The 19,445-nt window shown below is 68.4% G+C and carries 21 protein-coding genes; 6 read left to right on the top strand and 15 right to left on the bottom strand.

Features of this window, described 5'->3' with window-relative positions; all coding sequences use genetic code 11:
- Positions 1–13: 13 nt before the first annotated feature.
- The 9 genes from nuoK to Tbon_RS12580 form a co-directional block, all read right to left on the bottom strand.
- On the bottom strand, positions 14–328 hold the full coding sequence (nuoK, locus tag Tbon_RS12620) for an NADH-quinone oxidoreductase subunit NuoK (protein WP_158068028.1): 315 nt from the start codon (positions 326–328) through the stop codon (positions 14–16).
- Positions 325–843, bottom strand: coding sequence for an NADH-quinone oxidoreductase subunit J family protein (locus Tbon_RS12615; RefSeq protein WP_158068027.1), 519 nt, complete (start codon positions 841–843; stop codon positions 325–327). The genes nuoK and Tbon_RS12615 overlap by 4 nt, the downstream gene beginning before the upstream one ends.
- A complete protein-coding gene (gene nuoH / locus Tbon_RS12610) occupies positions 843–2,096 on the bottom strand; it encodes an NADH-quinone oxidoreductase subunit NuoH (protein WP_225734636.1) in 1,254 nt (417 codons plus the stop codon). The genes Tbon_RS12615 and nuoH overlap by 1 nt, the downstream gene beginning before the upstream one ends.
- Complete coding sequence (locus Tbon_RS12605; protein WP_158068316.1) at positions 2,093–3,193, bottom strand: NADH-quinone oxidoreductase subunit D; 1,101 nt, start codon at positions 3,191–3,193, stop codon at positions 2,093–2,095. Before Tbon_RS12605 ends, nuoH begins: the two co-directional genes overlap by 4 nt.
- 5 nt (positions 3,194–3,198) lie before the next feature.
- Positions 3,199–3,723, bottom strand: a complete 525-nt coding sequence (locus tag Tbon_RS12600; RefSeq protein ID WP_192497982.1) for an NADH-quinone oxidoreductase subunit C — start codon at positions 3,721–3,723, stop codon at positions 3,199–3,201.
- Positions 3,720–4,097, bottom strand: a complete 378-nt coding sequence (locus Tbon_RS12595) for an NADH-quinone oxidoreductase subunit A (RefSeq protein ID WP_098504118.1) — start codon at positions 4,095–4,097, stop codon at positions 3,720–3,722. Before Tbon_RS12595 ends, Tbon_RS12600 begins: the two co-directional genes overlap by 4 nt.
- A gap of 81 nt (positions 4,098–4,178) precedes the next feature.
- Entirely contained in the window at positions 4,179–4,955 is a 777-nt protein-coding gene (locus Tbon_RS12590; RefSeq protein WP_192497981.1) for an NAD(P)H-hydrate epimerase, read from the bottom strand.
- Between the two features lie 64 nt (positions 4,956–5,019).
- Positions 5,020–5,400 (bottom strand): preQ(1) synthase, encoded by a 381-nt coding sequence (gene queF / locus Tbon_RS12585; protein ID WP_158068024.1) that lies wholly within the window; start codon positions 5,398–5,400, stop codon positions 5,020–5,022.
- Between the two features lie 47 nt (positions 5,401–5,447).
- Entirely contained in the window at positions 5,448–6,617 is a 1,170-nt protein-coding gene (locus tag Tbon_RS12580; protein ID WP_158068023.1) for an acyl-CoA dehydrogenase family protein, read from the bottom strand.
- 125 nt (positions 6,618–6,742) lie between these two features.
- On the opposite strand from Tbon_RS12580, the gene Tbon_RS12575 reads away from it, so the two are divergent.
- From Tbon_RS12575 to Tbon_RS12550, 6 genes are all read left to right on the top strand, one after another.
- Positions 6,743–7,540 carry an enoyl-CoA hydratase/isomerase family protein gene (locus Tbon_RS12575; RefSeq protein WP_158068022.1) on the top strand — a complete coding sequence of 266 codons (798 nt, stop codon included), beginning with the start codon at positions 6,743–6,745 and terminating at the stop codon, positions 7,538–7,540.
- Positions 7,541–7,620: 80 nt separating this feature from the next.
- The gene (locus tag Tbon_RS12570; RefSeq protein WP_158068021.1) at positions 7,621–7,800 is read left to right on the top strand and encodes a hypothetical protein; all 180 of its coding nucleotides are present in this window, start codon (positions 7,621–7,623) and stop codon (positions 7,798–7,800) included.
- Positions 7,801–7,854: 54 nt separating this feature from the next.
- Entirely contained in the window at positions 7,855–8,700 is an 846-nt protein-coding gene (locus tag Tbon_RS12565) for a fumarate hydratase (RefSeq protein ID WP_158068020.1), read from the top strand.
- A 7-nt stretch (positions 8,701–8,707) separates the two neighbouring features.
- Positions 8,708–9,268, top strand: coding sequence for a GNAT family N-acetyltransferase (locus tag Tbon_RS12560; protein ID WP_192497980.1), 561 nt, complete (start codon positions 8,708–8,710; stop codon positions 9,266–9,268).
- Positions 9,265–9,792: a GNAT family N-acetyltransferase gene (locus Tbon_RS12555; RefSeq protein ID WP_158068018.1), complete on the top strand. Its 528-nt coding sequence runs from the start codon at positions 9,265–9,267 to the stop codon at positions 9,790–9,792. The genes Tbon_RS12560 and Tbon_RS12555 overlap by 4 nt, the downstream gene beginning before the upstream one ends.
- The gene (locus Tbon_RS12550) at positions 9,785–10,378 is read left to right on the top strand and encodes a FumA C-terminus/TtdB family hydratase beta subunit (protein ID WP_158068017.1); all 594 of its coding nucleotides are present in this window, start codon (positions 9,785–9,787) and stop codon (positions 10,376–10,378) included. Before Tbon_RS12555 ends, Tbon_RS12550 begins: the two co-directional genes overlap by 8 nt.
- Positions 10,379–10,381: 3 nt before the next feature.
- On the opposite strand, the gene mutL is transcribed toward Tbon_RS12550, so the two are convergent.
- From mutL to Tbon_RS12520, 6 genes are all read right to left on the bottom strand, one after another.
- The gene (mutL, locus tag Tbon_RS12545; RefSeq protein WP_158068016.1) at positions 10,382–12,205 is read right to left on the bottom strand and encodes a DNA mismatch repair endonuclease MutL; all 1,824 of its coding nucleotides are present in this window, start codon (positions 12,203–12,205) and stop codon (positions 10,382–10,384) included.
- The gene (mutS, locus tag Tbon_RS12540; protein WP_158068015.1) at positions 12,202–14,763 is read right to left on the bottom strand and encodes a DNA mismatch repair protein MutS; all 2,562 of its coding nucleotides are present in this window, start codon (positions 14,761–14,763) and stop codon (positions 12,202–12,204) included. Before mutS ends, mutL begins: the two co-directional genes overlap by 4 nt.
- Positions 14,764–14,830: 67 nt before the next feature.
- Positions 14,831–16,564 (bottom strand): NADH-ubiquinone oxidoreductase-F iron-sulfur binding region domain-containing protein, encoded by a 1,734-nt coding sequence (locus Tbon_RS12535; protein ID WP_158068014.1) that lies wholly within the window; start codon positions 16,562–16,564, stop codon positions 14,831–14,833.
- Positions 16,561–17,034, bottom strand: a complete 474-nt coding sequence (locus Tbon_RS12530; protein ID WP_158068013.1) for an NADH-quinone oxidoreductase subunit NuoE family protein — start codon at positions 17,032–17,034, stop codon at positions 16,561–16,563. The genes Tbon_RS12535 and Tbon_RS12530 overlap by 4 nt, the downstream gene beginning before the upstream one ends.
- A 63-nt stretch (positions 17,035–17,097) precedes the next feature.
- On the bottom strand, positions 17,098–18,441 hold the full coding sequence (locus tag Tbon_RS12525; protein WP_192497979.1) for an NAD(P)/FAD-dependent oxidoreductase: 1,344 nt from the start codon (positions 18,439–18,441) through the stop codon (positions 17,098–17,100).
- Positions 18,438–19,439 carry a lysylphosphatidylglycerol synthase transmembrane domain-containing protein gene (locus Tbon_RS12520; protein WP_192497978.1) on the bottom strand — a complete coding sequence of 334 codons (1,002 nt, stop codon included), beginning with the start codon at positions 19,437–19,439 and terminating at the stop codon, positions 18,438–18,440. Before Tbon_RS12520 ends, Tbon_RS12525 begins: the two co-directional genes overlap by 4 nt.
- Positions 19,440–19,445: the final 6 nt, after the last annotated feature.

Genomic DNA, 19,445 nt, shown 5'->3' with positions numbered 1-19,445 from the left:
CCCACATACTGCGTCACGACCTGAGGAGATTGAGCCGGTCGACATCGATCGTCTCCCGGTTGCGATAGACGGCGACGGCGAGCGCCAGCGCGACGGCGGCCTCGGCGGCGGCCACCGTGAGGACAAACACGACAAAGGTGTGCCCGGCGATGGGATTGGGGCTGACCGTGAACCGTGAGAAGGTGATGAGGGTCAGGTTGACGGCGTTGAGCATGAGTTCGACGCCCATCAGCACGCCGACGGCATTCCGCTTGCTGAGCGCAATGGCCAGACCAAGACAGAAGAGCAGGGCTCCCACGGTGAGGAAGTGTTCGATGCCGGGGGTCATGCGAGTGCGTCCTCCGCTTCTTCTTCCGGGCTGCGGGTCAGCATGATGGCGCCGACCAGGGCGGCGGTCAGGAGCACGCTGGCGATTTCGAACGGGACAACCCATGTGGTGAGGAGCGCGGTCCCGAGGTCGCTCGCCGAGAGGCCCTGCGGGACGCCGTCCCTCGTCTTCCAGGCGGTATCGTGGATGACGAACAGGAAGATGGCCGCCAGACAGACCGCGAGGAGCATGCCGGGCAGCGCCCAGCGTGTCTCGCCGTTATCGCGGCTGGCGCGCGGCGTAAGGAGCACGGCGAACAGGACGAGGACAGCGATAGCGCCGACATAGATGATGACCTGCGCCATCGCGATGAAGTCGGCGGAGAGCAGGACGAAGAACCCGGCAACGCCGACGAACGTGAGGATAAGGAAGAGCACGGCGTGCAGGAGGTTGCGCGAGACCATGACGCCGCCGGCAGCGACGAGCGTGATGGCCGCCAGCACCCAGAACGCGAGCGAGACGCCAAAGCCGTCCATCAGGGGCGCTCCCCGACCGGGATGTAGCCGCCGGCCTGCTTGACGAGCCGCGGACGGGTAGGAGTCCGTTCGGGTCGGTAGCCGTTGAACCGCGCCCACGCGTACACCAGCCCGACGGAGAGGACGATGTTCACCAGCGCGAAAACGTAGATGAGGCCCTTCGCGTAGTCCTGCTCGGCCCAGAGCATCCGCTCGGTGCTGACGATGAGGAGATTGAAGACGCCCAGCGGGAGCAGGAACTTCCAGGCGAACGCCATGAGCTGGTCGGCGCGCAGGCGCGGGAGGGTGCCGCGGGTCCAGATGAAGAGGAAGTAGAAGAGGTGGGTCTTGCCGATGAAGATCATCCAGCCCGGCACCCACTTCTCAAGACCGAAGAGCGTCCAGCCGCCGAGGAACACGGTCGCAGCAAAACCGGAGGCGGCCAGCGCGTAGCCGATATCCATGCCGTAGAAGAGGCCCCACTTCATGCCCGAGTACTCGGTGAGGTAGCCGGCAACGATTTCGGACTCGGCCTCCGCGATGTCAACCGGGGTGCGGTTCAGCTCCGCGCTGACGCAGATGAAGTAGATGACGAGCGCCAGCGGCTGCACGAACACCATCCAGATGGTGTACTCATCCGCCCAGGCGACCATGCCCGAGAGGCTGATGGTGCCGCTCATGATGACGGCGCCGAGGAGCGCCAGGACAAGCGGGGACTCGTAGCTGATCGCCATCGAAACGATGCGCATGGCGCCGAACAGGCTGTACTTGTTGTTCGAACTCCAGCCCGCCATAAAGGTCGCAATGACCGGGAGGGCCGAGACCGCGAGGAAGTACATCAGGCTGACGGGGATGTCGGCGATGACCATGTTCTCGCCGAACGGGATAACCGCCCAGAGCAGGACCGCCGGCATCACAAAGATGATCGGCGCGATGTACATGACGACGCGGTCGGCCTGCGTCGGGGTGAGCGCTTCCTTCTGGATGAGCTTGATGGCGTCGGCGATGGGCTGGAGCAGGCCGAACGGGCCGACGCGGTTCGGCCCCAGGCGCGACTGCATTCGGCCGATGATCCGCCGTTCGCCGTAGACGCCGATGATGAGCTGGGAGGGGAGGACGAACAGGAGGAAGCTCGCGACGAATCCGATGAGTGCAGCGAGGACGTAGACCACCCCGCCGGGGAGGATCCTGTCGGCGGCATCGAGAAGTGCGCGGGAGAGGTTCCCCAGGTCACGAATGTCGTACCACTTGTCGGAAACAAGGAACGGGGTCACCGGTCGATCTCCCCCACGACGATATCGATAGAGCCGAGGACCACGATGGCATCGGCGACCGTGCCGCCAACCGTCATCTCCTTCAGCGCGGAGAGGTTGATGAATGATGGCGGCCGAATGTGGAAGCGGTAGGGGGACGGACCTTCGTCGGAGACGAGGTAGTAGCCCAGTTCGCCGCGTGGGCTCTCGATGCGGGCGTAGGCCTCGCCCTTCGGCGGGCGAAGCGCAAGCGGCACCTCGGTGCGGAAGGGTCCGCCGGGGAGGCCGTCGAGCGCCTGCTGGATGATCTTCAGGCTCTGGCGCATCTCCTCGAGGCGGACGATGAAGCGGTCGTAGCTGTCGCCGTTGTAGCCGATTGGGATATCGAAGTCGTACTGCTCGTAGCCGCAGTACGGGTCGGCCTTGCGGATGTCCCAGGCGATGCCGCTCCCGCGGAGCATCGGACCGGAGAGCGAGCTGTTGATGGCCATCTCAGGAGTGAGGACACCGACGCCCCTGGTCCGGGCGATGAAGATTTCGTTCTCCGAGAGCAGCCCTTCCATTTCGTCGATGAAGGGCGGGAAGTCGCGGAGGATACGGCGCACCATCGGCTCGAATTCGGGCCGAAGGTCGAAGGCGACGCCCCCGATGCGCATGTAGTTGCAGGTCAGGCGTGCGCCAGAGGTGACCTCGAAGATATCGAGGATCTTTTCGCGCTCGCGGAAGGCCCACATCACGGGCGTCTGCCAGGCGCCGGTGTCGTTGGCGAACGCACCGACGGCCATGCAGTGGCTGGCGAGGCGCTGAAGTTCAGCCATGATGACGCGGATGGCATTGCCCCTGGGGGGAACTTCGATGCCGGCCAGCTTTTCGACCGCGAGGCAGTAGCCGAGGTTGTTCGACATGCTGCTCAGGTAGTCGGTCCGGTCGGTGAAGGGGATGTTTTGGGTGTAGGTGCGCTCCTCGGCAAGCTTCTCCATCGACCGGTGGAGGTAGCCCATCACCATCTCGGCATCGATGACTTTTTCGCCGTCGACGGTCGCCTTGATGCGGAAGACCCCGTGGGTCGAGGGGTGCTGCGGCCCGATGTTGATGACGAACGGTTCGCTCTTGATGATGCCGGTCATTCGATCACCTTCACGGGCGGTTCCTGCCGCCGGGCGACGCCGGCGAATTCGCCGAGACCGGGCTGGAGCCCGCCGGGCATCGAGAGGAAGTCCTTGCGCAGGGGCCAGCCGGGGTAGCCCTCCCAGAGGAGGATGCGGTAGAGGTTCGGGTGCCCGGTGAAGCGGATCCCGAGCAGGTCGTAGGCCTCGCACTCCTGCATCCAGGCGCCGTGAAAGACCGGGGTGACGCTCGGTACTTCGGGGTTCTCGCGGCCCCAGGCCTCGACCTTGTAGAGCGCGATATGGTTCTTCTCGAACGACTGGATGTGATAGACCACTTCGAAATGGTCCCAGTAGTCGACGCCGCAGAGATTGGTCAGGTGAACGAGGTTGGCCTCGGGGTCATCGCGGAGGGCGCGGAGGGTCTCGACAAGGCGATCAGATTTCAGATAGCAGGCTGTTGCGGTCGTGCGGTCGACCGAACCGGGAACGAGCGCTTCGGCGAGGGCTGCGGCTTCGGGACCGGTGAGTTCGCGGGTCACAGGCGCCACTCCAGGGCTCGTTTTCGCCAGGCGTAGATGCCGCCGATGATGAAGGTTGCGATGAAGAGGAGGCCCTTGCCATATCCGACCCAGCCGACGGCGTCGAACACCAGTGCCCAGGGGAAGAGGAAGATGATTTCGACGTCGAGCAGGACGAACAGGAGGGCGATGTAGTAGTAGCGGAAGTTGAACTGGACGAGGCTGGGGCCCTCGGTGCGCAGGCCGCACTCGTAGATGTCATCGCGGACCAGGTCGGGCCGCGACTTTGGCCGGATGCGGACGAACTGGAGCGCCCACGAGGTAACGACCGCGCCGAGCGGGAAGATCAGCGCGATGATGACCAGGATGCCGATATGACCGTATTCGTACAGCACGCGGGGGCCGTTTGTGAAATTCGTCCCTAAGGACCGGCGCTGACTATAGCACGGGCTCGGTTGGCGGACAAAGCCGCGCGCCTACCGGCGGAGGCGCACGATGGGGCCCTCGGCGTACAGCTGGCCGACCGGGATGCCGAGGCGCTGGTGGACACTAAGCGGGATGCCGATATCGGCGAGGTAGAGTTCGCCAACCATCCCGCGCGCCTGGGACTCGAGGCAGCCGCGCTTTGGCAGGTCGAGCATGAGGGTGGTGACCGCGCGGATGGCGGGCGTGCTCACCTCGCCCGTGGTGGCGTTGACGCCGGTCGGCACATCGAGCGCAAGGATGGGCCGCCGGGATTCGATGGCGAGGCGGGTGACCGCCGCCGCCACACCAACCGGCGGACCTTCGAGACCGTAGCCCACGAGTGCGTCGATGACGAGGTCGGCGTTTGCCAGCTGCTCCTCGAGCGTCACTTCGCTTGCGTCGAGGTCGGCAGGCTGAAGGAGGCCGCTCTGGCGGAGGATGTGCATCTGGCGGCGTGCCGTGAACGAGACCTCTTCCTCGACGCCGCTGATGACCGGTTCGACGCGGCAGCCCCAGTTGGCGAGGTGGCGGATTGCCGCCAGACCGGCGGCGCCTTTGTTGCCGCCGCCGGCAAGCACGACCACGCGCTGGCCTCGTCCCCGGCCGCCCAGCATCGCGAACGCGAGGAGCGCGGCGCTCCTGCCGGCGTTCTCGGTCAGCTGGAGGATATCGAGCCCGAACTCTTCCTGCGCGAGCCGCTGGACGTCGCGCATCTGGGCGGCCGTGACGCTGCAGACATCGGCGCAGCGCCGCTGGGGAAAGCCGGGCGGGTCGGGCTTGACGGGCATGCGGTCCTCACGAGCCCACCACGGGCTCCGGGGTCTGGAGTCTACGGAATCGCCGGGAGCCACGTCATGCCCCGGAAGGCCGAGACGGGTACGAAGCAGTGACACGGGCGCTGATGCCTCCGCGTGTGTTGAACTCTCCGGTGACCGTCGCCGAGCGCGGCTGCACCGCCGCGACGATGTCATCGAGAATGGTGTTCACGACGTCTTCATAGAAGATGCCCCGGTTGCGGAAGGCGTGCAGGTAGAACTTGAAACTGCGGAGTTCGATGCACTTGCGGTCGGGGACGTAGGTAACCCGGATGGTGCCGAAATCGGGCTGTCCCGTCATCGGGCACACGCTGGTGAACTCCGGCGCGATGAACTCGATGACGTAGTCGCGGCCGGGGAACTGGTTGTCGAAGGCGTCGATCGTGCCGTCGGTGCGAAAGGTGTTCTTCGGGTTCATGGAGTCCTCACGGAGCAGGTTCGGACGGCGGCGCGCCGTGCGCAAGCCTAGCCGCGCGGGAGCCCCAGGCCGCGGGTGGCGATGATGTTCCGGTTCACCTCGCTCGTGCCGCCGGCGATGGTGTAGCTCGGTGCAGCGAGCGCCCACCGCTCGATGCGGCCCCGGAGCGGAGCCCAGCGGGAGCCGGGCTCGAGCTGGCCGGGCAGGCCGAGGACGCGGAGCCCGGTGATGCCCATCTGCCGCTGCAGTTCGGTCCCGAAGATTTTCGAGACCGAGGCCTCGGCATTGGGGACCTTGCCTTCGCTCTGCATCTGGGCGACGCGGTAGCAGAGCCAGCGCCCGATTTCGAACTCGAGGTACCGCTCGGCCAGCTCGTGGCGGATGACATCGGTGCGGAGGTGCGGGTGTTCGCGGACGTAGTCGATGAGGGCGTAAAGCGTGCTCCGGGTCATGACGACGCGGTTGATGCTCGAGCGCTCCTGGTCGAGCGTCGTGGTGGCGATGTACCAGCCGCGGTTCTCCTCGCCGACGAGACAATCGGCAGGGACGCGGACGTCATCGAAGAACACCTCGCAGAAGTGGCGGCTGCCCATGAGGTTGACGAGCGGCCGCACAGTGATGCCCGGGAGGCGCATGTCCACCATGAAGTAGCTGATGCCGCGGTGCTTTGGCGCCTCGGGGTCGGTGCGGGCGAGGAGGATGCCCCAGTCTGCCTCCTGGGCGCCGCTGGTCCAGATCTTCTGGCCGTTGATAACGTAGACGTCGCCGTCGCGCACGGCGCGGGTCTGGAGGCTGGCGAGGTCTGAGCCGGCGCCGGGTTCGGAGAAGAGCTGGCACCAGTGGTCGTCGGCGGACCGGATCCGGGGGAGCCAGCGCTGCTGCTGCTCCGGGGTGCCGTGCATCATGAGTGCCGGTCCGGCGAGCCACACGCCCTGGTCATAGGCGCCGGGTGCGCCGGCTGCGCTCATCTCCTCCATGTAGACCGTCTGGGTCATGTAGCTGGCGCCGGCGCCGCCGAACTCACTGGGCCAGCCCATGGTCAGCCAGCCGCGTGCAGCGAGCTTCTTCCGGAACTGGTGGGTGAACTCCTTCTCTTCCGGTGTCATCTCCTCCCGGTCGTTCCGCATGTCCCAGGTCTCGCGGGGGAGCTCGGCGTCGAGGAAGGCGCGCACCTCAGCGCGGAAGGCGGCATGTTCGGGGGAGTCGCGAAAGAGCATCCGGCGTCGTCCAGGCTGTCGAGTTGTGCCCTCGGAGTATAGCCCCGACCCCGGCCCGGCGCGGTGGGCGCGCCCGGCCCGGTAGCGTACGCTTCGCGACACCCCTGCACGATGGAGCACCTGCCATGCACTTCCGCGACATCCTCTACTCGGTCCACGATGGCATAGCCCGCATCACGCTGAACAAGCCCGAGAAGCTCAACGCCCTCTCCTGGGGCTCGTGGGCGGAGATTGAAAATGCCCTCGTGATGGCCGAAGCGGACGACGCCGTGAAGGTGGTCGTCTTCACCGGCGCAGGCCGCGGGTTCTGCGCCGGGACTGACCTGACCACGGCGACACGGGAAGAAGACTGGCCCGCCCGGCCGTTCACCGGCCGCGCGGGCATGATGCGGTCGCGCTACCTGGCCACGGCCCAGGTCTACCACTGCCGGAAGCCGACGATTGCGGCCGTGAACGGCCCGTGCGTCGGGGCCGGGTTCTCGCTGGCGATGGCCTGCGATATCCGCATCGCGGCCGCATCGGCCCGGTTCTCGGCGATTTTCGTCAAGCGCGCCATCGTGGCGGATACCGGGGCCACGTGGCTGCTGCCGCGGCTGGTCGGGACGGAGTGGGCGTACCGGCTGCTGTATACCGGCGAGCTGATCGACGCGCAGAAGGCGCGGGAGATTGGACTCGTGAGCGAGGTTGTGGCGGACGAGGAGCTGCCGAACGCGGTGAACGCCCTCGCCGGGTCGATTGCACGCGGCCCGAGCGTGGCGATTGAGCTGATGAAGCGGCTCGTCCAGGAGGGGGCGACGCGGGGGATCGACGAGCAGATCGAACTCGAGCAGTTCCTCCAGCAGATCACCCACCAGACGGAGGACGCCGCCGAAGGCCGCCAGTCGTTCCTCGAAAAGCGCGAACCGGTCTTCAAGGGCCGCTGAGCCGGCGGTGCCCCGGGATGTCACGGCCCCGTTCCCATCCTGTCACCGGCGCCCGCGCGGTTCGGTGCGACACTGCATGCATGAATCTGCTTTCTGCGCTGGCGCCAACGTCGGTTCCAACCGACCCCGTGGAGGGGATCGCCGGGCGCGTGGCCTTCACCGCAGCCGTCAAGGCGGTCCGCGCGGCAGCCGAGGCTCAGGCGGAACTGGTGCGCCTGCTCGACCCGAACGTGGGGAAACTCCTGGACCGTTCGGCCTGAGGAACGTGCGGGGTTGGGCTGGTACGCTCTCTGCATCACCACCATGGGATGCGCATGCGAGAGGTTCCAGCTGAGCTGATTACCGAGACGGTGGCGCGCCTTGCCATCGAAGCCACCCACTTCCTCCCCGAGGACGTCGAGGGGGCCATCCGGGCGGCGCGGCAGACCGAGCGGTCGCCGCTGGCGGTCCAGATCATCGACGAGATTCTCGAGAACGCGCAGGTCGCTCGGGAGCGGATGCTGCCCCTGTGCCAGGACACAGGGACGGCGGTCGTCCTCCTCGAGATCGGGCAGGACGTCCACATCACCGGCGGCTACATCATCGACGCGGTCAACGAGGGGATCCGGCGCGGGTACAGCGAGGGCTACCTGCGCAAGTCGATCGCGGCGCGGCCGTTCAGTGCCCGGACCAACACCGGCGACAATACACCGGGGGTCATCCACACCGAAATCGTCCCGGGCGACCAGGTGAAGATCATGTTCATGCCGAAGGGCGGCGGCTGCGAAAACATGTCCCGCTACCAGAACTTCCTGCCGGGCATGGGCAAGCAGGCGATCATCGACTTCGTCTGCGAGACGGTCGACATCTCCGGCGGCAACCCCTGCCCGCCGCTCATCATCGGCGTCGGCGTCGGCGGAACGGCCGAGAAGGCGATGATGATGGCGAAGCACGCGCTCTTCCGGAAAATCGGCGAACGCAGCCCGGACCCCGAGGTGGCCGAACTCGAGCAGGAGCTGCTCAAAGCGGTCAACGAACTGGGCGTCGGGCCGCAGGCGGTCGGCGGAACGACGACGGCGCTGGATGTCTTTGTCGAGACCTACCCCACGCACATCACCGCCCTGCCGGTGGCGGTGAACATCCAGTGCCACAGCGCGCGGACGAAGCAGGCGGTCATCTGAGATGGCGGTGCCGGGGACGTTCCGGCTGGTTCCCGCGCGGGAGATCGACGCCGAGGCCGTAGCCCGGCTCGTGAACCGGGCATATGCGCGCTACCGCCACCTCTTCGCGGGCCAGCGGACGACGCCCGAGGAGCTGCTCCTGGAGGCCGGCCCGGATGCGCGGTTCATCATCGTCGAAGAGACAGGACGGCTCATCGGCAGTGCGCTCATCGCCCCGGCCGAGCGGTTCATCGAACCGGATATGCTCGGTCCTTCGGGCACGCCGCGCCCCGAACCGGCGGGCGTGCCCAAAGGGCACCCGTGGGCCGGGGCGCTCTACTTCGGGATGGCCGCGGTCGATGACGACCGGGTCAACCAGGGTATCGGGCGGGCAATGGTGGCGCTGGCGGAGGAGGTAGCGCGGACAGAGGGCCATCCCGCAGTCGGCCTGGGGACCGTCCGGGAGTTCGGGCTGGTGCCGTACTACGAACGGCTCGGCTACCGGGTCATCCACGAGGCCGATCACCCGGCAGGGCACTGGGATTTCCTTGTCCCGCACCGCTACTGCGAACTGGTGAAGCGAGTATGAACGGGGCCAGCGACGTCTCGGGTGTGTCCATCGAAGAGGCCGCTCTCTGCGACGCCGTCGCCCTGGTGCGGCTCATCAACCTGGCCTACCGGGTGGAGGATTTCTTCAAGGCGGTTGACCGTACGAATCTCGACGAGGTGCGCGCCTGCTTCGAGCGCGAGCAGTTTCTGGTCGCCCGGGACAGCGCGGGTGAACTGCTGGGCTGCATCCGCTACAGCGCTGCGCCGCCCGAGGGGCATTTCGGCATGCTGGCCGTGCACCCCGATGCCCAGGGCCGGGGCATCGCCCGGCGCCTCATCGAAGCGGTTGAAGCGCGGTGCCGCCAGGCCGGCTGCAGGGCGCTCACGCTCGAAGTGGCCAGCCCCCGGACCGAGCTGCCGCCGCTGTACGAGCGGTTCGGCTTTCGGGTTGCCGGCACCAGGCCCTGGCCGGACCACGCCCTGCACGAGCTCAAGCAGCCGGCACACTTCATCGTTATGTCCAAAGAACTCGCACCATCACCCGCGGAAGGAACCCATGGCTGACTCAGTACGGCTGACCACCCCCCTGACGGACGACGTCATCGAGGGGCTGACCATCGGGACGCACGTGACGTTCACGGGCGTCATCTACACGGCGCGCGATGCCGCGCACAAGCGGATGATCGAGCTGATGAAGCGCGGCGAACCGCTGCCCATCGACCTCCGCGGGCAGGTCATCTACTACGTGGGGCCGACGCCGCCGCGTCCCGGGGCGGTGATCGGCTCTGCCGGTCCGACCACGGCGATGCGGCTCGACCCCTACACCATCCCGATGCTCGAAGCGGGGCTCAAGGGCATCATCGGCAAGGGCGGGCGCGGGCCGGCAGTCCGGGAGGCGATCCGGCAGCACCACGCGGTGTACTGCATCGCCGTCGGCGGGACCGGGGCGCTGCTCAACCGCCACATCAAATCGGCCGAGGTCGTGGCCTTCGAGGACCTCGGCACCGAGGCGATCCGCCGGCTGGTCGTCGAGGATTTCCCGGCCATCGTGGTCAACGACTGCCACGGCGGCGACCTGCTCGAGGAGGGGAAGCGGCAGTACCGCACGAGCTCGCGGCCAATCCCGGCGGTGCGGGCGCTCGGCGGCTGAGCCTCAGCGGCGGCCGAACTGCCGCTCGATGGCCTCGGTGCCGAGCAGGACCAGCGTGGGGCGGCCGTGGGGGCAGGTCCGGGGCGTGGCCGTCGCGGCGAGGTCTTCGAGGAGCCGGCGCATCTCCTCGGTTGAAAGCGCCATGCCCGCCCGGACACTGGAGTGGCAGGCAATCGTTGCGGCTGCCCGGCCAAACCCCGCGGGCACGCGATCATCCCGTTCGATGGCTTCGAGGACGCTCACGACCGCCGCGACTGGGTCGTCGGCGCGGAAGCCGACGGGCACCTGGCGGAGGAGGAGCACGCCCTCGCCGAACGGTTCGAGCACGAGACCGAGCGCCTGGAGGTCGGCCTCGCTCGCTGCTGCCACGGCGGCCAGGGCGGCCCCGGTTTCGATGAGGAGCGGTTCGAGCAGCGGCTGCACAGCGGGCGCGCCAGCGGCGGCGCGCTGCGCGAGCAGGCGGTCGTACACGACCCGCTCGTGGGCGGCGTGCTGGTCGACGAGGTACATGCCATCGGGGCCTTCGGCCACGATGTAGGTGGCGTTGAGCTGGCCAACAACCCGGAGCAGCGGAAGGACGTCGCGGTGGGAGTGGGCCGCCGTTCCCGCTGGAGGCGGGACAGCGGGCTGCATCGCGCGGGAGATGGCGAGTACCCCCTGGGTCGGCACCGGGCCCCGCAGCGCCGCCGGCGGCTCGGCCGACCGGGGAGCAGCAGGCTGCGTCGCTGGCGCGGGCGCCGGGACGCCAGTGCTGCCCGGGGGCGGGCGGTCAGGGGGCGCGGACGGATCGTGCCCCGGGACGACCCAGGTCACCGGAGCGGCAGCTTCGAGCGCGGCCCGCACCGCATGGCGCAGCGCCCGGGCGACCTTGCGCTCGTCGCGGAAGCGGACCTCCGCCTTCGCCGGGTGGACGTTGACATCGACCTCGTCTTCGGGGAGCCGCAGATGGAATGCGGCCAGCGGGAAGCGCCCGACGGGCAGCTGCGACTGGTACGCCTCGACAACCGCGAACAGGAGCGGCCGGCTCTGCACCCAGCGGCCGTTGACGAAGACCGAGATGCCGCCGCGGTTCCCCCGATGGATGGCCGGGGGAGCTGCGAGGCCGGTGACCGAGACCTCGCCCTCGCGGTGGTCGACATCGAGGACCTGGCGCGCGATCTCGGCTCCATAGATGGCGGCGAAGGCGTGGCGCATGTCGTCATCGCCGCTGGTGGTAAGCATCCTGCGCCCGTTGCTCACCACCTGGAAGGCGATGCTGGGGTAGGCCAGCGCGTAGTGAATGGCGAGCGTCATGATGGCGCGGGCTTCAGCGGCCGGCGAACCGAGGAACTTCCGCCGGGCCGGGACGCGGGCGAAGAGGTCCCGGACCGTGATGGTCGTGCCCTCGGGAGCCGGGCGGGCCATCCGGCGGACCGGCCGGCCTTCGGCGAGGGCGAGAAAAACGCCGACCGGCTCGCCCCGGGCCCGGGTCAGCACCTCGACATCGGCGGCGGCCGCAATGGACGGCAGTGCCTCGCCGCGGAACCCGAGTGTGCGGACCCGGTGGAGGTCCTCGACCGAGGCGATTTTCGAGGTGGCGTGCCGCTCGAAGGCGAGCTCCACATCGCCCGGCGGGATGCCGCGGCCGTCGTCCGACACCTCGATGCGGGTGAGCCCGCCGTCGTCAAACGCGAGGCTGATGCGGGTGGCCCCGGCGTCGATGGCGTTGTCGAGGAGTTCGCGGACGACCGAAACCGGCCGCTCGACGACCTCGCCGGCAGCGATGCGGGCAGCGACTTCCGGCGGAAGGACACGGATGGCCGGCGCCGGCGGCGGGCTCAGGGTCATCGCGGCACCCGCTGCTGGAGGACCATGGCGCGCAGCTCGTACAGCTTCTGGATCGCCTCGATGGGCGTCATGCCGTCGACATCGAGGGCAGCGAGCGCCGCCTCGACGGGCGAGGGACCGCCGAAGAGCGGCGGCTGGAAGGCCGGCTCCGGGGCCGAGCCGTTGCGAGCATGTGCGGCGCTGCTGCGCCCGTGCGCCGCCCGCTCGGCTTCGAGCTCGGCGAGGAGGTGCTCGGCCCGGGCAACGACGGCCCGCGGCAGCCCCGCGAGGCGGGCCACGTGGATTCCGTAGCTCCGGTCGGCAGGGCCAGGCACCACCCGGTGCTCAAAGACGATCTCGGCACCCTCTTCGCGGACGGCGACGTGGGCGTTGCGGACGCGCGGGAGGATGCCTTCGAGCGCGGTGAGCTCGTGGTAGTGGGTGGCGAAGAGGGTGCGAGCGGCGCCCTCCTTGCGGTTGTGGAGGAACTCGATGACAGACCGCGCGATCGCCATGCCGTCGTAGGTGCTGGTGCCGCGGCCCACCTCATCGAGGATGACGAGCGACTGCGGCGTGGCGCGGTGGAGGATCTGCGCCGTTTCGACCATTTCGACCATAAAGGTTGACTGGCCGGCGGCGAGGTCATCGTGGGCGCCGATTCGGCTGAAGATCCGGTCGAAGAGCGGGAGCCGGGCCTCGGCGGCTGGCACGAACGAACCGGCCTGCGCCATCAGGGCGATGAGCGCAACCTGGCGGAGGAAGGTCGACTTGCCGCTCATGTTGGGGCCGGTGACCACGAGGATCTGCGTTTCGCTGTCGAGCACACAGTCGTTCGGCACGAAGCGGCCCGGGCCGACCGCGGCCTCGACCACCGGGTGGCGGCCTCCGCGGATGACGAGGTCGCCTTCGGTGAAGACCGGGCGCGTGTAGCCCTGGTCGGCCGCGACTTCCCCAAGGGCAAGCACGACGTCGACCAGTGCCACGGCATCGGCGACGCTCTGCAGCGCCGCCAGGCCCGCGGCCAGGGTCTCGAGGAGGCTCGCAAACGCCTGGCGCTCGAGTTCGACGAGGCGCTCCCGCGCGCCGACCAGCCGGGCTTCGTGCTCTTTGAGCTCCTCGGTCACGTATCGCTCGGCACCGACGAGCGTCTGGCGGCGCTGGTAGTGGGGCGGAACGAGCGCCACGTTCGCTGCACTCACCTCGATGTAGTAGCCGAAGACCTTGTTGTGCCCGACTTTGAGCGACTTAATGCCCGTGCGCTCGCGCTCGAGGCGCTCGAGGCCGAGGAGGAAGCTGCGGGCGTCCCGGGTGAGGGCGTGGAGCGAATCGATCTCCGGGCTGAACCCGGGCCGGATGACGCCCCCGTCGTCGAAGGCGGCAGGCGGGTCCTCGGCGAGGGCTGCGTCGAGGGTGGCAAGCGGCTCGGCAGCGCCCGACAGGCCGCGGAGGGCGCCTTCGAGGAGCGGCGGCAGCCCGCACGACGAAAGGAGTGCGCCGAGGTCGAGCACCGCGCGGAGGCCGTCGCGCAGGGCGGCCAGGTCCCTGGGCGTCGCGGTGCGGGCGCCGACGCGGCCGGCGAGCCTGGCGAGGTCGGGGATGGCGCGGAGCACGGAGCGCACCCGTTCGCGCTCGATCGGGTTGGCGGCGGCCCAGCCGACGGCGTCGTGGCGTTCGGCGAGGCGCGCCGGGTCGCGCAGGGGGTGGGCAAGCCAGTGGCGCAGAAGGCGGGTGCCCATCGCTGTCCGGCACCGGTCGATGACCGCGAGGAGGGAGGAGGTCCGGCCGGGGCCGGGGAAGACATCGAGATTCCGCAGGGTGCGCTCGTCCACGAGCAGCTCATCGGCGCCCGATTCGGCGCGGATGCGCTGGAGGCTGCCGAGCGCGGCCGGGAAGGTTTCGCGCAGGTAGGCCAGGAGATGCGCGAGCGCCGCCGCCGCGGCCGGCCCCGGGACGAGCGCCTCGCGCGCGTGCTCGCCGAACTGCTCTGCAAGGGCCGCGTCGACGGCCATGTCGCTCAGCAGCGGGCGGAGCACGACCGGCATCGCAGCGCCGGCGGCGTCTGCGAGGTCCTCGACCAGGAGCTCGGCGACCGGCGATCGGCCGAGTTCTACGGCGGCGGCGTCGCCCGGTACGAGACGCACCTCGCCGGTGGTGACATCGGCCAGCGCAAGGGCGGCATCGCGGCCGCGGTGAACGAGCGCCCCGAGGTAGTTGGCCCGGCCGGCCTCGAGCGAGGCTTCGGAGGTGACCGTACCGGCCGTGACGATGCGAACGACATCGCGGGGGACCAGCCCCTTCACCTCTGAAGGGTCGGCGAGCTGTTCGCAGATCGCCACCCGGTACCCCCGGGCGACGAGTTTCGCGACGTGCTGGTCGATGGAGTGGTAGGGGACGCCGGCGAGCGGGACGCGAAGGTCCTTGCCCATCGGCTTCGAGGTCAGGGTGATCTGGAGCTCCTGGGCGACGAGCTTCGCGTCGTCATCGAATGTCTCGTAGAAATCGCCGAGACGGAAGAAGAGGATGGTGCCCGGGTAACGCTTGCGGAGGTCGAGGTACTGCTGCCGGATAGGCGTCGACACGCGGCGATGCTCCGGCCCCGCGCGGGGGCACGGCCATTGTAGCGCGGGCGAACGGATGTGCGCCGGCTCAGTCGGCTGCGGCGGCGACCGGTGCGGCAGCCCTGCGCGCCCAGCGTCCGGGCATCAGCCCTTTGCAGACGCCGGCCCGGCAGACCTTGTCGACGATGTGCTCTTCGTACTCGTCACGGAACGCCTTCAGCGAGGTTTTGATGCTGGTCATCGCGAACTGGCCGTGGAGGCAGTTCGACCAGACGAGGGTGCCGATGAGCCGCTCGAAGTTCTCGAGGTCAGCGTCGCGGCCGCCGCCGGCCTGGATGCGGCGGAGAATTTCGACCGCGCGCTGGGTGCCGCCGTGGCAGGTGGTGCAGCGGCCGCAGCTTTCGTCTTCGCAGAAGCCGAGGAAGAAGAGGCAGAGGTCGACGATGCAGGCCGACTGGTCGAAGAAGACGACGCCGCCGGAACCGAGGAACATGCCGCGCTCACGGTAGGGGTCGAGCGTGAGGGGCAGGTCGATATCGGAAGCCGGGAGGACGCCGGAGAGCGGGCCCCCGGGCTGGAAGCCTTTAAGCGGGAGGTCCCCGCTGAGGCCGCCGGCGTATTGTTCGAGCAGGGTGCGGACCTTCGGGCCGAAGGGGATTTCGATGCAGCCGGCCTGTTTGACGTGCCCGGAGAAGGTGAACATCTTGGTGCCCTTCTCCTTGACGTCGGAGACCGAACTCCACCACCGGGCGCCGTGGCGGAGGATGAGGGGTGCGTTGGCGTACGACTCGACGTTGTTGACGTTCGTAGGCTTATTCCAGAGGCCCGCCTGGGCCGGGAAGGGCGGCTTGATGCGCGGCATGCCGCGATAGCTGTCGATGGAGTTGATGAGGCCGGTCTCCTCGCCGCAGACGTACGAACCGGCGCCGAGGAATACGATGAGGTCGAAGTTTTTGCCGGTCCCGAGAATGTCCTTTCCGAGGAGCCCCCGCTCATAGGCCTGGGCCACGGCCTTCTGCATCCGTTCGAAGGCAAGCGGGTACTCGTAACGGATGTAGATGTAGCCCTCGTCCGCGTGGGAGGCGAGGGCGGCGATGAGCATGCCTTCGATGACCAGGTGCGGGTCGCCTTCGAGGAGGATGCGGTTGACCCAGGCGCCGGGGTCGCCTTCGTCGGCGTTGCAGACGAGGTAGCGCGGCGAGGCCGTGGCATTCCGGAGGAAGTCCCACTTCCGCCCGGTCGGGAAGCCGCCGCCACCGCGGCCCCCAAGCCCGGAATCGAGCACCTCCTTGATGATGGCCTCGGGCTCCATCTCGAGCGCCTTGCCGAACCCCTCGTAGCCGCCGTGGGCGAGATAATGGTCAATGTTCTCGGGGTCAATCCGGCCGAGGTTGGCCATGAGGCGGCGCACCTGCCCCTTCATAAAGGGGTGGTCCTCAAGGAGCGGGACCTCGGGTGTCGCGTTTCCTTCAATGACGCCGAGGGCGAGCTCCGGCAGATCGCGCCCGGCAGCGACGGCGGCAATCAGCTCGTCGACGCGGTCGGGGGTGACATTGCCGTAGAGCACGGCGTGGGTTCCGGCAGCGGAGCGCACCGTGACGCACGGCTCCATCCAGCAGAAGCCCCAGGAGCCAGTAATGCCCACGTCGGCATCGATTTTCCGGCTGTCGGCTGCCTCGCGGAGGCGCGCGAGCGTCTCTTCGGCGCCCCGGGCGATGGACGAGGTGTCGAGTGTCACGCGGATGCGGACGCGGCCGGATGCCTGCTCGGCGTTCCAGGCGGCCTTCGCGTTGTCGATGAGCTTCTGCAGGCGCGCGTTCATTCGCCGTCCCTCAGCGAGCGGATGAACTCCCGGGCGGATTCGGGCGTGAGGTTGCCGCGGACGCGGCCGTTGACCCAAATCTGCGGCGCTTCGTGGCAGGTGCCGTTGCACTGGCCGACGTGGAGGCCGAAACGGTGGTCGGGCGTTTGTTCGTCAAGGCCGATGCCGAGCTCTTCCTGGAGCGCTTCGCGGATGGCCTCGCCGCCGCGGAGCCTGCAGGCGGGGCCGCAGCACCAGGCGACTTCGTATTTCGCGGGAGGATGGAGCCGAAAGTCGCTGTAGAACGTGACCGCGCCGTAGATGAGGGCAGGGGTCGTGTTCAGCTGCCGGGCGATGACCTCGATCGCGGGGCGCGGGACCCAGCCATAGGTACGCTGGACTTTGTGCAGCGCGGGCAGGACGTGCCCGCGGCCGGGCTGGAATTCGGCGACGAGCTCCCGGAGCTCCTGCAAACCGGGTTCAGCGGCCATCGACCGGACCTCTCGCTTGTGAAATTCGGTGCAACTGTAGCAGACAGGCGGCTAATCGGCGCGTCAGCCGGACTGGAACTGTGAGGCGCGCCCGGGCTCCGTGCGGACGCTATCGTCGTGAATGAGGCGGCCCGCCTTCTCTCCGAGGAGGAGGCTGTAGTTCTGGCCGCGGTCCTCCGGGTACACCTGCGTGGTGTTCGACAGGTAGAGGCCTTCGATGCCGGTGCGCATGTCCGGGATCGACCGCGAATAGAAGGTGGTGATGACCGGCTGGCCGCCGGGGTCCTTGAAGAACCACTTCTCCCGGACCCAGGAGGGGTCGAACGCCGGGTTGAGGCGGCGGATGCCGTCGAGGTAGTGGGCGAAGACGGCGTCGGCGTCCATCTGGAGGACCGGGTGATCGGGCGCCGTGTAGTTCGAGAGGTAGACAACGTGATTGCCGCCGTACCGCTCAGGAGGCATGAAGTTCGTGTGCTCGATGCAGGCCACGAACGGCAGGTCATCGCCGATCGAGAGCCAGTAGTACGGCGTGAGCGGCCTGTCGAGCGCGAGCACAAGGCAGGTTGCCCACTGGTAGCGGACACGTTCGAGCACGGCGCGGTAGGCGGCCGGGAGGTCGGGGGCAATCTTTAGCGCGATCACGTTCGGCACGGTCAGGAGGACCGCGTCGAACGGATGGAACGTGCCGGCGGCCCGGAGGCCGGTCACCCGGCCACCCTCGCTGACCACGGTCTCGACGGGGGTCCGGAGACGGATGGCGACGCCCTGCCCCTCGAGCCGGTCGGCCAGCGCGCGGTAGTAGCGCTTGAACGAACCCTCGAGGTAGCCGAGCACCTCTTTCGATGAGCCGCCCTTCCGGGAGGCGAAACGGAGGTAGATCTTGTTCCAGAGCCAGACCATCCCGACCTGGTCGGCCTGGTCGGCGAACTTCCCCTTGAGCAGCGGACCCCAGAAGGCGTCGAAGGCCTTTTGGCCGACGGCCCGCAGCATCCAGTCGCGGGCGGTGACGCCCTCATATCGGCGCACGCCGTCAGCCCGCCGCCGCAGCCAGAGCGCCGCGAGCCCGAGGCGGATGCGGCTGGTGAGGGGAATGGCCGTGAAGCGGAGGAGGTCGAGCGGCGTGACGAACGGGTACATCCGGCCCCGGACGAAATGGGCATTACGCGGCTCGATCCAGCGGAGGTACTGGCCGAGGCCGAGCTCTTCGATGTAGCGGATGACCGTGGTGTCGCTGGTGAAGATGTGGTGGTAGAAGCACTCGAGCTCTTCGCCGCCGACGGGGAAGGTGACGACCTGTCCGCCGACTTCGTCACGGCCTTCGAAGATGACGACCTCGTGACCGAGGTCGCGGAGGACGCGGGCGGCGGCGAGGCCCGCGACGCCGGCGCCGACGATGCCGACCTTCACAGGACCGCCCCCTGCTCCTCGACCTCGACGCGGGTGATTCGGCGGAACGAGACACCGAAGCTCCAGAGGAGGATGAGCCCGAGCACGGTCGTTGGGATAAGGATGACCCCGTGGGCGACGACCGAGTACGCCGAGGCGACCGCGGGGTCGACGCTTGCCGCGACGAGCACCAGCTTTGCAGCCCACTCAAACGGCCCGGTCCCGCCGAAGAAGGTGGGAATGATGATGGCGAGGTTGGCCGCCGCGAGGAGCAGGCAGTAGTGGGCGAACGTGACGTCCATGCTGAAGCCGCGGCCGATCACGGCGTACGCGCCCGCTTCGATGGTCCATGCCAAGCCCGAGAACAGCGCGACGAGCAGCAAGGGCGCCGGCTGATGGACCGAGCGGAGGCTGCGGACGAGGTTGTCGGCCACGGTTTCGAGGTGCGGCTCGAACCGGTCCGGCAGCCACCGCAGGAAGAAATGGATGACCCGGAGCGCGCGCTCCTCGCGGAGGGTCAGGAGGTAGAACCCGACGATGGCGGCGAGGAAGAGCAGCGTCGAGGCCACGGCAATCGCGCGGAGCCGGCCATCGTCGAAGCCGACGAAGGTTCCGGCGATGAGCAGCATCAGCACAAGCGTGCACCCGTCGAAGAGCCGCTCGACGGCGATGGTGCCGAAGGTGCCCATCTTCGAGACACGCTCGCGGTCGCCGAGCACGTAGGCGCGGACGACCTCGCCCGCGCGGGCGGGAAGGAGATTGTTCGCCATGTACCCGATGATGGCGTACGGGAAGAGCCGGGCGGGGCTCATTGGGGCGACAGGCCGCATGAGCACCGACCAGCGGATGCACCGCGCGATGATCGCCACAAAGAGCACCGCAGTCCCGGGGATGAGCCAGCGGTAGTCGGCATCGCCGAGGGCGCTGGCGAGTTCGCGCGGGTGGGTGGCGCGCAGGAAGAGCGCGATGAGGATTGCGCTGACGGCGAGGCTGACCCAGAAGCGGAGGGAACGGACCACGTGCGG

Source organism: Tepidiforma bonchosmolovskayae, from assembly GCF_008838325.1.
GTDB lineage: Bacteria > Chloroflexota > Dehalococcoidia > Tepidiformales > Tepidiformaceae > Tepidiforma > Tepidiforma bonchosmolovskayae.
This window is presented reverse-complemented; position numbering and strand designations above follow the sequence as displayed.